Origin of the sequence: Dorea longicatena, from assembly GCF_024168045.1 — a bacterium.
Lineage (GTDB): Bacteria > Bacillota > Clostridia > Lachnospirales > Lachnospiraceae > Dorea_A.
This window is the reverse complement of the sequence record NZ_CP100126.1, coordinates 1,744,774-1,758,915: the sequence shown is the minus strand read 5'-3', so window position 1 is coordinate 1,758,915 and position 14,142 is coordinate 1,744,774. Positions and strand designations below refer to the sequence as shown.

10 protein-coding genes and 1 tRNA gene are annotated in these 14,142 nt (G+C 44.6%); 9 read left to right on the top strand and 2 right to left on the bottom strand.

Annotated elements, in window-relative coordinates; genetic code table 11:
* Nucleotides 1-90 precede the first annotated feature (90 nt).
* Nucleotides 91-2,544 (bottom strand): GH36-type glycosyl hydrolase domain-containing protein, encoded by a 2,454-nt coding sequence (locus NKF87_RS08300; protein WP_253583439.1) that lies wholly within the window; start codon nt 2,542-2,544, stop codon nt 91-93.
* Nucleotides 2,545-2,725: 181 nt separating this feature from the next.
* Here NKF87_RS08300 and NKF87_RS08295 point away from each other — a divergent pair, with 181 nt between their 5' ends.
* From NKF87_RS08295 to NKF87_RS08280, 4 genes are all read left to right on the top strand, one after another.
* Entirely contained in the window at nt 2,726-3,796 is a 1,071-nt protein-coding gene (locus NKF87_RS08295; RefSeq protein WP_301291906.1) for a LacI family DNA-binding transcriptional regulator, read from the top strand.
* Nucleotides 3,797-3,813: 17 nt separating this feature from the next.
* On the top strand, nt 3,814-5,220 hold the full coding sequence (locus NKF87_RS08290) for an ABC transporter substrate-binding protein (RefSeq protein WP_195956734.1): 1,407 nt from the start codon (nt 3,814-3,816) through the stop codon (nt 5,218-5,220).
* A gap of 99 nt (nt 5,221-5,319) precedes the next feature.
* A complete protein-coding gene (locus NKF87_RS08285; protein ID WP_253583438.1) occupies nt 5,320-6,258 on the top strand; it encodes a carbohydrate ABC transporter permease in 939 nt (312 codons plus the stop codon).
* Nucleotide 6,259: 1 nt separating this feature from the next.
* Nucleotides 6,260-7,123 carry a carbohydrate ABC transporter permease gene (locus tag NKF87_RS08280; protein WP_253583437.1) on the top strand — a complete coding sequence of 288 codons (864 nt, stop codon included), beginning with the start codon at nt 6,260-6,262 and terminating at the stop codon, nt 7,121-7,123.
* A 65-nt stretch (nt 7,124-7,188) separates the two neighbouring features.
* Here NKF87_RS08280 and NKF87_RS08275 read toward each other — a convergent pair.
* Nucleotides 7,189-7,261, bottom strand: a tRNA-Thr gene (locus tag NKF87_RS08275).
* Between the two features lie 151 nt (nt 7,262-7,412).
* Between NKF87_RS08275 and NKF87_RS08270 the strand changes: the two genes are divergently transcribed.
* The 5 genes from NKF87_RS08270 to NKF87_RS08250 all read left to right on the top strand — a co-directional run bounded on the left by NKF87_RS08270 (nt 7,413) and on the right by NKF87_RS08250 (nt 14,121).
* Entirely contained in the window at nt 7,413-8,561 is a 1,149-nt protein-coding gene (locus NKF87_RS08270; RefSeq protein WP_253583436.1) for a ComEC/Rec2 family competence protein, read from the top strand.
* Between the two features lie 34 nt (nt 8,562-8,595).
* Complete coding sequence (locus tag NKF87_RS08265; RefSeq protein WP_161143853.1) at nt 8,596-9,042, top strand: A24 family peptidase; 447 nt, start codon at nt 8,596-8,598, stop codon at nt 9,040-9,042.
* Nucleotides 9,043-9,287: 245 nt separating this feature from the next.
* Complete coding sequence (locus NKF87_RS08260; RefSeq protein WP_253583435.1) at nt 9,288-11,399, top strand: NAD(P)-dependent oxidoreductase; 2,112 nt, start codon at nt 9,288-9,290, stop codon at nt 11,397-11,399.
* Nucleotides 11,396-12,289 carry a hypothetical protein gene (locus NKF87_RS08255; RefSeq protein WP_161143855.1) on the top strand — a complete coding sequence of 298 codons (894 nt, stop codon included), beginning with the start codon at nt 11,396-11,398 and terminating at the stop codon, nt 12,287-12,289. Before NKF87_RS08260 ends, NKF87_RS08255 begins: the two co-directional genes overlap by 4 nt.
* On the top strand, nt 12,277-14,121 hold the full coding sequence (locus tag NKF87_RS08250) for a DUF2194 domain-containing protein (protein ID WP_253583434.1): 1,845 nt from the start codon (nt 12,277-12,279) through the stop codon (nt 14,119-14,121). Before NKF87_RS08255 ends, NKF87_RS08250 begins: the two co-directional genes overlap by 13 nt.
* Nucleotides 14,122-14,142 lie beyond the last annotated feature (21 nt).

Sequence of the window (14,142 nt, the reverse complement as noted above, 5' to 3'; positions counted from 1 at the left end):
ATATAAAAAAATACGCCATACAATACAGGAAGCAGATCAGCAGGCATTATGCCTGCGGCAGGCTTCTATATTGTATGGCGTATTTTGTAATTATCCTAAGACAACCTCTACCTTACAGGTCTTCTTGCCGGCATCGAACGGAATAAGAGTTCCTGTTACCGGCTGTCCGTCAACCGTGACAGACGCGACTCCGGACTCTACATGTGCACTGTTATCAATCGTAATATCGTAAGAGACACCACGGTAAGTACGGCGGCAGGTATAGCCGCTCCAGTCAGACGGAATACATGGATTGATACACAGTCCCTGTAAAGTCGGCTGGATACCGAGAATATACTGGCTGATACAGGTAAATGTCCAGGCGGCTGTTCCGGTAAGCCAGCTGTTCTTGCCTTCTCCGTGAGTCGGAGCATCCCGGCCGGCCATCATCTGACAGTAGACATACGGCTCGGTCCTGCGGATCTCACTCTGATCTTCCAGATAAGCAGGACAGGTCTTTTTGAAGACCTCGAAAGCCCGGCTGCCATGACCGAGAACCGTCTCGGCACAGCTGATCCATGGATTATTATGGCAGAAGATTCCGGCATTTTCCTTATATCCCGGCGGGTAAGAAGAGATCTCCCCAAGTTCTACATGATAGGTTGTATAAGCAGGAGTCTGCAGGATAATGCCGTATCTGGTATCCAGGCGTTCTTCCACACTTCTGAGCGCACGGGCAGCAGCGGACGGACTTCCATCTTCCGTAATATCCGTGCCGATTCCGGCCATCACACACATTCCCTGTGGTTCGATAAAGATCTGGCCTTCTTCGCAGACCTTGCTTCCTACCGGATTGGACATAGCATCATAAGCACGCAGGAACCAGTCTCCGTCCCAGCCGGCATCCATAACAGTCTCTTCCATAGCAGCCACTTCTTTTAATACAGCATCCCGCTCGTCGTCCAGGCGGAGGGCATCACAGATCTCTGCATATTCCCGTCCGTATTTTACGAACATACCGGCGATGAATACACTTTCGGCTATCGGTCCGTCGTTCGGTCCTGTCGTCTGGAAACTCTCACCCGGTTCTTCGGAAAAGCAGTTCAGATTCAGACAGTCATTCCAGTCTGCACGTCCGATGAGCGGCAGTCCGTGAGGACCTTTGTGGGTTGCGGTATACTGAAAACTCCGTCTTAGATGTTCCATCAAAGGAGCCGTGTTACCCGCATCATTATCGAATGTACAAGGTTCTTCAAGGATAGAAAAATCCCCTGTCTCACGAAGATAAGCAGCCGTTCCCGCAATCAGCCACAAAGGATCATCATTGAATCCGCTTCCGACATCCATATTACCGCGCTTGGTGAGCGGCTGATACTGGTGATAAGCGCTTCCATCAGGAAATTGCGTAGCTGCAATATCCAGGATACGCTGGCGGGCGCGTTCCGGGATCAGATGGACAAAGCCAAGCAGATCCTGACAGGAATCGCGGAATCCCATCCCGCGTCCCAGACCGCTCTCATAGTAGCTTGCACTGCGGCTCATGTTAAATGTAACCATGCACTGATACTGGTTCCATATATTCACCATACGGTTCAGCCTGACATCTTCTGTCTGAATCGTATAAGCGGACAGAAGCGTTGTCCAGTAATCTTTTAATTCCTGAAATGCGGCCATTACCTGTTCCGTTGTCTGGTATCTGGCAAGCAGTCTGTCGGCAGGTTCTTTGTTGATGACACCGGGTGCACTGAACTTTTTATCCTTTGGATTCTCGCAGTATCCCAGGACAAAGACCAGGGATACCGAATCGCCGGGGCTTAGCTTCAGGTGGATATGGTGGCTCGCAACAGGAGCCCATCCATGTGCGATACTGCCGGAGCAGGAGCCTTTTTTGACTGCCTGCGGATCCGCAGGACTGTTATACAGTCCGATGAAGGCATCTCTGGAAGTATCAAATCCGTTGACCGGATGATTGACCGAATATACCGCGTAATGATTGCGGCGTTCCCGGTATTCCGTCTTGTGATAAATGGTACTTCCGGCAACCTCCACTTCACCCGTAGAAAAATTCCTCTGGAAGTTTGAAGAATCGTCCGCTGCATTCCAGAGACAGAATTCAATATAGCTGAAAAGATCGAATTCTTTTTCCACATCCGTATAATTGGTCAGTGTAAGAAGATTGATCTCACAGTTGTCATGGACGGGAACGAAAGCAAGAAGCTTCGCATTCAGGCTGTTCTTTGAACTTTCAAAGACGGTATATCCGAGTCCGTGGCGGCACTGGTAAGAATCTAACGGTGTCTGGACCGGCTGCCATCCGGGATTCCAGACGGTATCTCCTTCTTTGATATAGTAATAGCGCCCGTTCTGATCCATCGGACTGTTGTTATAACGGTAGCGCGTCAGCCGGAGAAGCTTGGCATCTTTATAGAATGAATAGCCGCCGGCGGTATTGGATATCAGGCTGAAAAAGTCCTGAGTACCAAGATAATTGATCCAAGGCAGCGGTGTCTTAGGTGTGGTGATGACGTATTCTTTGTTGACATCATCAAAGTAACCGAATTTCATATGATAGCTCCTTTCTGATAAAAATATTCCGAACACGATTTCGTAATCTATTTTTATTATAAGAGTCTTATGGTCAAAATGTAAACAAAAATAATGATATAAAAATAACCTTTGTACAAAATACACAAGAAAAATGTGAAAAAATTGTGTATTTAAAAGGATTGACGAAATTGTGTAGACGATTTATTATAAAACTACGAAAACGTATTCGGGACGTTCGGAAAACCGGGAAAGGAGGAAACGCATGGTAACGATCAAGGATATATCGAAACGCTGCAACGTGTCGCCGGCTACCGTCAGTAAAGCACTGAATGGTTATGAAGATATCAGTAAAGAGACAATAGAGCTGGTAAAGCGGACGGCACAGGAGATGCACTATATGCCGAATGCAGCAGCAAGACAGTTGAAGACGAATATTTCACATAATATCGGAGTACTGTTCGTAGATGATACCATGTGTGGATTGACACATGAATATTTCTCGGCAATCTTAAACAGCACGAAAGAAGAAGCAGAACGGCTTGGGTATGATATAACATTTATCAGCCAGAACATAGGAGGTGAAAAGATATCATTTGCCGAACATTGCCGGTACCGCAAGTGTGACGGAGTGGTAATAGCAAGCGTAGATTTTTACAATCCGGGAGTCGTCGAACTGATGAGAAGCGACATCCCGACTGTTACTATTGATTTCGCAGCGGATAATCTGAACTGTGTCATGTCGGATAATGTTGACGGTACATACAGTCTGGTGAATTATCTGGCAGGAAAGGGACACCGCAAGATCGCATTCATCCATGGAGAGCATACATCCGTTACAGAAAAGAGACTGACCGGATTCTACAGGGGATGTGAACAGAACGGAATAGAGGTTCCGGAAGAATATGTTATAAAAGCGGTGTATCATGATCCGAAATCCAGCGCAAAGGCAACAGAATATCTGATGCAGCTTGACGATCCGCCGACGGCGATCATGTATCCGGATGATTTTTCTTACATTGGAGGGATGAATCAGTTAGAGAGAATGGGGCTTTCCATTCCGGATGATGTAAGTGTGACAGGATATGACGGAATTACATTGTCGGAGGTGTTGCGGCCGAAGCTGACAACTTATTATCAGGATGCAGAAGCGATCGGAAGAGAATCGGCAAGAAGACTGGTGGATGTAATTGAGAATCCAAAGACCAGCATACCGGAGAAAATAATGGTAACAGGACGGCTGATAGAAGGAAAAAGTGTAAAACAAATTTGAAAGGGAGGTACATCTTTATGAAAAAAAGAACAAAAAAACTCATTAGTATGTCGTTGGCATCTATCATGGCACTTTCTCTTGCGGGATGCGGAGGCAGCAGCGGCGGAAGCGACAGTTCGAAAAAAGAAGGTTCGGGCGATGCCGGCAAGACCTTGAACATCTGGTGCTGGAACGATGAATTCCAGAGCAGATTCAATGATTACTATCCGGAAGTGGAGAAAGTTTCAAAGGATAAGTCCACAACAACATTAAAGGACGGAACCGTTGTAAAATGGACGATTAATCCGAATGAGAACAACAACTATCAGAACAAACTGGATGAAGCTCTCCTGAATCAGGAGAAAGCATCCGCAGATGATAAGATTGACATATTCCTGATCGAAGCAGACTACGCATTAAAATATGTAGATTCTGATTACACAATGGATATCAAGGATCTTGGACTTACAGATGATGATCTGTCCGAACAGTATCAGTATACAAAAGATATCGTAACTATAGACGGAACACAGAAAGGTACGACATGGCAGGCAACACCTGGACTGTTCGCATACCGCCGTTCCATTGCTAAAGATGTTCTCGGAACAGACGATCCGGAACAGGTACAGGCAGCAGTTGCTGACTGGGATAAGTTCAACGCAGTTGCTGAAAAGGCAAATGAAAAAGGATACAAGATGTTATCCGGATATGACGATGCATACCGTACATTCTCGAACAACGTAGCTGCTCCTTGGGTAGATGGAAAGACAGTAAAAGTTGATGAGAACATTATGAAATGGGTAGACCAGACCAAGACATTTACAGATAAAGGTTATAACAATAAGACATCTCTGTGGGATGACGCATGGGCAAAAGATCAGGGACCAGAAGGAAAGGTATTCGGATTCTTCTATTCAACATGGGGAATCAACTTCACACTTCTTGGCAACTCCCTTGCAGATCCTGACGGAGAGAAAGAAGTCGGAAATGGTATCTATGGTGATTACGCAGTATGCCAGGGACCGGAACCATATTACTGGGGCGGAACATGGATCTGTGCAGCAACAGGAACAGACAACAAAGACGAAGTTGCTGATATCATGAAGAAACTGACATGTGACAAAGATATTATGAAACAGATCACACTGGATACAGAAGATTATACAAATAACAAATCAGCTATGAAAGAGATCGCTGACGATCCGGATTATGGCTCAGCATTCCTCGGTGGACAGAACCACATCAAACTTTTCGCAGAACAGGCTGAAAAGATCGATATGAGCAATGCAGGCAAATACGATCAGGGATGTAACGAAAAGATTCAGGCTGCATTCAAAGATTACTTCGACGGCAAAGTAGATGAAGATACTGCTAAGAAGAACTTTGAGAAGGCAATCACAGAGCTTTATCCAAATCTGGAAAAAGTTGAGTGGCCATCTAACTAACAGTAAGACCGGACAGGGTGGGCATCATCGCCCACTCTGTTTTGCTTAAAGATGCAAAGAATATTCATATTTTATATACGGCAAGAAAGGAGGATGCACATGAAGGCAACAGCAACGAAAAAGAAAGTAAGTTACGCAAAATGGGGATACCTCTTCATCTTGCCGTTTTTCCTTGTGTTTCTTGTGTTCCAGCTGGTACCACTGGTATCTACATTCTATTATAGTTTTTTCGAATATTACAGAGACGGACTTACCGTAGTAGGACCGAATTTTGTAGGACTTAAGAATTATCAGGAACTTCTGTCCGCAGATCTGCCGAAATACATCGGTAATACGATCGTCATGTGGCTGATCGGATTCATTCCACAGATTATTGTATCGCTGGTTCTGGCAGCATGGTTTACAGATGTAAGACTCCGGATCAAAGGAAAGACATTTTTTAAAGTTGTGATCTATCTTCCGAATCTGATCATGGCAAGTGCATTCGCAATGCTGTTCTTCGCCCTGTTCTCTGTGAACGGTCCGGTAAATGGATTGCTGAAATCCATGGGTGTGATACATACACCGATCCGGTTTCTGTCATCGGTTGCGGGAACGAGAGGTCTGGTAGGACTGATGAACTTTCTGATGTGGTTCGGTAATACGACGATCCTTCTGATGGCGGCAGTCATGGGAATCAGTCCGTCGATGTTCGAAGCGGCAGAACTTGACGGTGCAGATCACAGACAGACATTCTTTAAGATTACCCTTCCGCTTATCCGGCCGATCCTGGTATATGTACTGATCACATCCATGATCGGAGGTATGCAGATGTTCGATATTCCACAGATCCTGACAAACGGAAAAGGAAGTCCGAACCGTACTGCAACAACCGTTATCATGTATCTGAATAACCATTTATATAGTAAGAACTACGGCGCAGCGGGCGCAATATCTGTAGTATTGTTCATCATCTGCGCAATTCTGTGTGTGGGCGTTTACTTCACACTGAATCAGGAAGATGAGAAGAAACATCATCACAAGAAGGGAGGAAAATAACATGGCTGAAAAGAAAACGAACGGAACTAACAGAGTCCATAAAGGAAGAATGACGCTTGCCTATGTTGTACTGATCATACTTTCCTTCCTGTGCCTGTTCTTCTTCTATGTATTGCTGGTCAATGCGACAAGGAATCATTTCCAGATCCAGAAGGGCTTCTCGTTCGTCCCGGGAAAATCTTTGGTTCGGAATCTGAAAGCGGTTCTGAATGATGCCAACATTCCGGTAGTTTCAGGAATTAAGAACAGTCTGATCGTGTCTGTATGTACGGCAGCACTGTCTACATACTTCTCTGCAATGACCGCTTATGGCTTGTATGCTTATGATTTCAAATTAAGAAAACCGGCATTCTTATTCATCCTGCTGATCCTGGTAATGCCGACACAGGTATCTGCACTTGGTTTCGTTAACCTGATCACCAAGATGGACTTAATGGACAGTCTGGTTCCGTTGTTCCTCCCATCGATCGCGGCACCGGCGGTATTCTACTTCATGTACAGTTATATGCAGTCATCACTTCCGTTGGAACTGATCGAAGCGGCAAGGATTGACGGAAGCGGAGAGTTTCACACATTTAACAAGATTGTAATACCGATCATGAAGCCGGCGATGGCAGTACAGGCGATCTTCGCATTCGTGCAGGCATGGAACAACTACTTCCTGCCGGGACTGATCTTAAGCAGCAACGAGAAGAAGACACTTCCGATCCTGATTGCATCTCTCCGAAGTGCAGACTTCCTGAAGTTCGATATGGGTAAAGTGTATATGCTGGTAGCGATTGCGATCGTGCCGATCATTATCGTATATATCCTGCTTTCCAAATATATTGTTGCAGGTGTGACACTTGGAGGTGTAAAAGAATAAGAAATATAAGAAATGTTGTGGATAACAACAAAAAAGGAATCCTGATCAAAGGATTCCTTTTTTTAAGCTGGAAATCGGACTTGAACCGACGACCCCTTCATTACGAGTGAAGTGCTCTACCAACTGAGCTATTCCAGCATGTGCCTGTGACAGCCACGAATATAATTATACTGCATTTTCCCAGATTTGCAAGTGTTTTTTTAAAATATTAAATGGGATATGAAATGATGTGAAATGGCAGGAGATTTTGTGTATAATAGCAATGTGGGTGTGAAAGGGGAAAGATAAAATGATACAAGTATTAAAGAAAACATGGAGACAGAGGCTGTTATCCCTGTTGCTTCCGATCCTCCTGGTATTTGCGATGGCAGGCGTGGGAATGAAAGTTCCGGTGCAGGCCGCCGGGAACGATGCGGGAGCGCAGACAGGAGAGATGAAAGTCCATTTTCTGGATGTGGGTCAGGGGTTGTCCATTCTGGTACAGTCGGAAGGAAAGACGATGATCTATGACGGCGGTGACAAAAAGACATCGAGATTCGTCGTGGCCTATCTGAAAGAACAAGGAGTGACAGAGATTGATTATCTGATCAGCAGCCACTATGATGCAGACCATATGGCGGGACTGATCGGATGCCTGAACGTATTCGATGTGAAGAACGTTATATCCAGCAACTATGTCCATACAAGTAAATTATATAAATCTTTTGTGAAGGCAGTAAAGGCTGACGGGCTGAAGATGAAGCACCCGGCAGTCGGAAAGACGTATGAATTCGGAAGCGGATCATTTGAGATCCTTGCGCCGGCAGTTATCGAGAAAAACGGAAGTAATAACAACTCGGTAGCGATCAAGCTTACAAATGGCGAAAATAGCTTTGTATTTACCGGAGATGCCGAACATGAAAGTGAAGAAAGGATGTGCAGTTCAGGGGTAGACTTAAGCTGTGACGTGCTGGTTCCGGGGCATCACGGATCGGCGACAGCAACGTCCTGGGATTTCTTACAGAAGACGGTTCCGGAGTATGCGGTGATAAGCTGCGGGGCAGATAATAAATACGGCCATCCGGATAAAGATACCATGGATAAATTAAAGAGTATGGAGATCCAGGTATACAGAACGGATAAGCAGGGAACCATCACCGTGACCAGCAACGGGACAGATCTAAGCTGGAGCGCATCGCCGTGCAATGATTATACGCCGGGAGATGCATCGGATCAGGGGACACAGGTGCAGCAGACGGAAGCGCAGAGCGTGCAGGGGCAGGTTGGACAACAGACTGCATCACAGGCAGCGGAAGGAGGAAAAGTCTGGGTTTCGGCAACCGGTTCCAAATATCATAAGACGAACCATTGCGGCAGCATGAATCCGGACACGGCGAAGCAGGAGACAGAAGCAGAAGCCAAAGCCCAGGGACTGGAACCGTGTAAGAAATGTTACTAAATGAGATAAACAGTGAGAAAACGGAAAGGAATGTTTGAAAATTACAGAGTATGGAATTACGGTTGTTTACCTGATGATCTTATGCCGTATTGCTTATGCGGACTGGAAATATCAGATCATTGAGCCGTGGACACATATAGGAATCCTGACACTTGCCTGTATGGAAATGTTATTCCGTGTGGGAGTGTCTGTCCAGGAACGGTGTCTGGGCGCTGTGGTCATTGCAGTACCAATGCTGGTGTTGACAGTTCTGTTAAAAGGCGGATTTGGAGGCGGCGATATAAAGCTGATGGCGGTATCCGGTTTCCTGAACGGCGTGAAAATTATCACATATGCAGGAATGCTGGGAATCATATTGAGCGGTATATATGTAAGCATGATGCTGGCAGCAGGAAAGATGGGACGAAAGGACAGTTTTGCTCTTGGTCCCTTTCTTGTTATGGGAATTATTGGAATGAAATTATGGACTTCAATTAGTTGATATGGTAGTATATTATATTGGAGAATATATTTTTAGACACAATTAGAGGAGAATATAGATAAATGGGAGCGTTAAGTATCAAGCGTGGGACAAAGATGCAGAGGAAAAGAATCTGCCGGAGCTGATCCATTGTGCTGCCGAGAAGATGTATAAAGACAAAAAGAGGATAAAAGAAAATACACCTTCTGCATAAATGATAGTTTGGAAATGATAGAAATGCGCAATATATGATTACGAGGTGACGTATGAAATTATTGGTGACCGGAAATATCGGATATATTACAACAGAATTTATCGAGGAGGCTTTCCCTGAGTGTCAGATCCTTCTTCTTGGAGAGACTGAACAAAAGTCAAATCGCAATAAGAGCTTATCGGTATACCCGATGCCGAAGACGGAGGAAGAATTCAAAGACATTTTCAAGACGTATGAATTTGAGGGAGTGATTTATTTTTCTAATTATCTTACATTTCATGGGACGATGGAGGGTGAGATTGAGACTTTACGCAAGCTATTACATTACTATAAGGGGAATCTGAATTCCAGGCTTCTGTATATTACAGGACCGGATAGTTTATATGAAGATACAACAGGAAAGACGCTGATGGTCCGCTCGGCAGAAGAGTTCTGCAGGCAATACGGCGAGCTGCATCAGATCGCTGTCAAGATTCTGCGTGTGCCGTATCTTTATTCCGGTACTTATGAGGAGGATTATTTTTTCAAGCTGTTCTCAACTGTGATCAATAAGAAGCAGATTACATTTGAAGAAGCACCGGCACAGGAGATGCATTTTCTTGCTTTGAGTGATCTTGGGGATTTATTATACAAGATTTTTGATAACTGGGGAGAGGGGAGCGCCTGTCTTCAGGTTCCGCAGGTATTTCATTTTACTTTTCAACAGTTCGGGGAGAGACTGGCACAGATGTTTCCGGATGCAAACATTACCTATTTGTCAGATGTGCTGATCCGGGATGGGATATCTGATGACCACGTTCTGAAAAATGAATACGGTTGGTTTCCGAAGATTTCTCTTTTGGAGGATCTCACAGAAATTTATGAGGATTATTGTGAGAAAACGAACCATAAGACACGGAAGATCGATGTAGTAAAAACTTTTTTGAAAGTACATGATAAAATCGTGAAAATCGTGGAATTGCTGCTCACATTTTTTGCTTTTGAAGCACTGAACCGGGTGGTGGGAAATCAGGTGCAGTTTCAGATGATCGATCTGAGGCTTGTTTACATCGTGCTGTTCAGCAGTCTGTACGGCATTAATTACGGGCTTGCTGCAGCGGGGCTGGAAACACTTTCATTGCTGGCAGCATATACGAAAACCGGGATCGGCTGGACGACACTTTTCTACGAACCTTCGAACTGGATTCCGTTTATCTTCTATTTTGCAGTCGGCGCGATCTGTGGTTACATCCGACTGAAAAACAGAGATAATATTCAATTCATGAAAGAGGAGAATAAACTGATCCTGGATAAATTTCTGTTTATGAGAGAAATGTATCAGGAGACGCTTTCTGATAAACGGCAGTACAAGAAGCAGATTCTGGGAAGCCGTGACAGCTTTGGTAAGATTTTTGATATTACGAAAAAACTGGATATCATTCTTCCGCAGGAGCTTTTTATTGAAACTCTGCATGTGATGGAATCAGTTCTTGAGAATCATACATTTGCGATTTATTCAGTTGGAAAGAATCAGAGCTATGGACGTCTTGAGATCGCATCCCAGGGAATGACAGATGTGTTGAAAAAATCCATTTGTCTGGATGATTATCTGGAAGCGAAAGAGACGATTGTGTCCGGAAAGGTGTGGGTAAACCGGAATTTCCTGGACGGCTATCCGATGTATATGAACGGGATTCACAAAGATGGAGAGCTCGTGATGCTGATTTTCATTCAGGAAGTGGGAAATGAACAGCTTTCCCTCTATTATCTGAATCTGTTCCAGATTCTCTGCGGTCTGGTAGAAACAGCACTTTTGCGCGCACTGGAATATCAGGAGGCAATCAAGAACAGGCAGTACGTGCAGGGTACACGTATATTGAAGCAGGAGTATTTTGAAGAACGGCTGTATTCCTTCCATTCTATGAGGGAGGAGAATCGGGCATCCTATGTGCTTTTGAAGCTGGAGTATCCGAAGATGACACTGGAAGAGGCAGACACAGCGCTACAGGCTTTGGTCCGTGAAAATGATGTCAGGGGGATTTCTGAAAAAGGAGAGCTCTTCCTTATTCTTTCACAGACGGACAGAAGTTCCTTGCCGATCATTCATGCAAGACTGGAAAATAACGGCTTCGTCTGTCATGAGATCGATACCATGGAGAATGCAAATACAGGAGAAAAATTATGATTCAGACAGTGCTTGGAGTATTCCTGATCCTGTTACATATTGTCTGCTGTGTGCTGGTCTGGCTGGGGATAAAGACACATCTGCTGAAGGTGAAAAAATATCTGATGGCACTTGTGATCTTCGTCCCTTTCTGGGGAACAGTGTGCGTGCTGCTTTTGCATTTGCAAATGCTGACCAGAAGAAACAATAGGATAGAACCGGGAGTGGAAAAGCTTCGTGTAAATGAAGAGATTTATAAAAATATTTTTCAGGCAGTTTCGGATACGGACAAAAAGATCGTTCCGTTAGAGGAAGCACTTTTGATTAACGAACCGGGAGTGCGCCGTGAACTGATCATGGATGTGTTAAATGATGATCCGGAAGAATATATGGATCTTCTGAAACAGGCCCGCATGAATGAAGATGTAGAGGTTGTCCATTATGCGATCACAGCCATGGTTGAACTTTCCAAGGAATATGATTTTCGTTTGCAGAAGATGGAGAAGCTGTATGAGGCATCACCGGACGATCCGGAGATCCTGGAGCAGTACTGTGATTTTATGGAAGAGTATCTGAATCAGGGGATTCTGGAAGCCCAGATGGAGAGAGAACAGAGGGAACGTTATATCCGTCTTTTAAGACAAAAGCTGAAGGTGAAAACGACGCTTTCCACATGTGTGCGTCTGTTCCAAAATCTGATGAAAACAGGAGATTATGTTCAGGCGGAAGAGATTCTAGGGCTGATGGATCAGAAATGGCATCGGAAAGAGGAGTTCTGGATTTTGAAGATCCGGTATCTGGCAGAACGAAAAAAGGGAGCGGAGTTGCAGCAGTGTTTAAGACAGATGAAAGAGGAGCAGATCTATCTGTCGTCTAAGAGTAAGGAGGTATTGGCTTTTTGGCTGGATTAAAATCATTGAAAACATTTCCGTTTAAAAGTATGCTGGTGATCCTGGGTGTATTTCTGATGATCGCGGTCTTCCTTTTTGCTGAACGAAGTGGAATTCAATATACTGAAAAAAACAGAAAAGTCGCATATCTCAGTCAGGAAGAAGTGGTTACGGAACAGATGGCTGCGAAATCACTGCCGAAGACCTGTCTGGTACTTCGTAACAGTGAAGATGAGGCGAGTGTGGCTGCATGGGAGCAGTTTCAACAAATTTTTAAAGATATGAAGGTTGGAACAGATGTGGTAGACCTGCAGAGTGCATCCTCTATTCCAGATTATCATGCTTATGAAACGGTTGTTGTATTACTGAGCGATGTAAGTCCGTTGAAAGAGAATCTTATGGAACTGTGTGATTGGGTGTCAGAGGGTGGGAATGTACTTTTTGCCCTGACACTTCAGAAAACAGCGTATTCATCAGTGATTGAGCAGAAGCTTGGAATCGTTTCTTCCGGATATGACAATATACGTGTAGACAGTATTTATTTTGAACCGGAATTTATGCTTGGCGGCGGACAGGCTTATGCAATCACGGATCCGTATGACTCTGCCTGGGCAGTGCAGCTGAGTGAGAATGCGAAGGTTTATGCGCGTGTCAATGGAAAAAACGGTCAGCCTGTCATTTGGGAGAACCAATATGGAAAAGGGAAGTTTGTAGTAGACAACTTTGGACTGTATGAGAAAGCGGTGCGTGGATTCTATGCGGCTTCCTACAGTCTCCTTACTGATGTGGGGGTTTATCCGGTGATCAATGGATCAGCATTTTATCTGGATGACTTTCCGTCACCGGTTCCGGAGGGAGATGGTACTTATGTGAAGCGGGACTATGGAATGAGCATTAGTGATTTCTATATGGATGTGTGGTGGCCGGATATGCAGGAGCTTGCATCTGATCACAACGTTCGCTATACCGGTGTGATTATTGAAAATTATGAGGATGCGACGGATGGAACGATTAAGAAACAGAAGGATACCAGACGTTTTCAGTATTTTGGAAATATGCTGCTTCATCAAGGTGGAGAACTCGGGTATCATGGATACAATCATCAGCCGTTGAGTCTTTCAAATGTAGATTATGGTGACGCGCTTCCGTATGATACATGGAAAAATGAGGCGGCCATGAAAAAGGCTGTAAAAGAATTGATCCATTTTGGAGAGGATACATTTCCCGGTGTATCAATGTCAGTCTATGTACCGCCGTCCAATGTATTGTCAGCAGAAGGAAGGGAGATGCTCGCGAAAGATTTCCCGGAGATCCGGACGATCGCCAGTAATTATTTCACCGGTGAGTTTGCGTATGTGCAGGAATTTGAAGTTGCAAAGGATGGGATTGTAGAACAGCCGCGTATCATCTCCGGTGCAATTATCGATAATTATATGAAGATGGCGGCACTGTCGGAATTAAATATGCATTTTGTGAACAGTCATTTTATTCATCCGGATGATCTTCTGGACGAAGACCGCGGTGCGGCGCTTGGTTGGGAAAAGATGAAGGGCAATCTCGCTGATTATATGGACTGGCTGGTGGATTCGGCACCGTCCTTGAGACAACTCACCGGTTCAGAACTATCCGGTGCGATCCAGCGTTATGGAGCGGTTACATTCACAAAGACAGTGACAGAGCGGTCTATAGAATTGAAGCTTAAAAACTTCTATGATGAAGCATATTTTATGGTGAGGATCAATGAAGGAACACCAGGTGAAGTTTCAGGAGGAAAACTTACACATCTGACAGGAAATCTCTATCTGCTTCAGGCAAAGAAACCAACAGTAACTATTGAGAAATTAGAAGATTGAAATACAAAGCGGTAACACGCG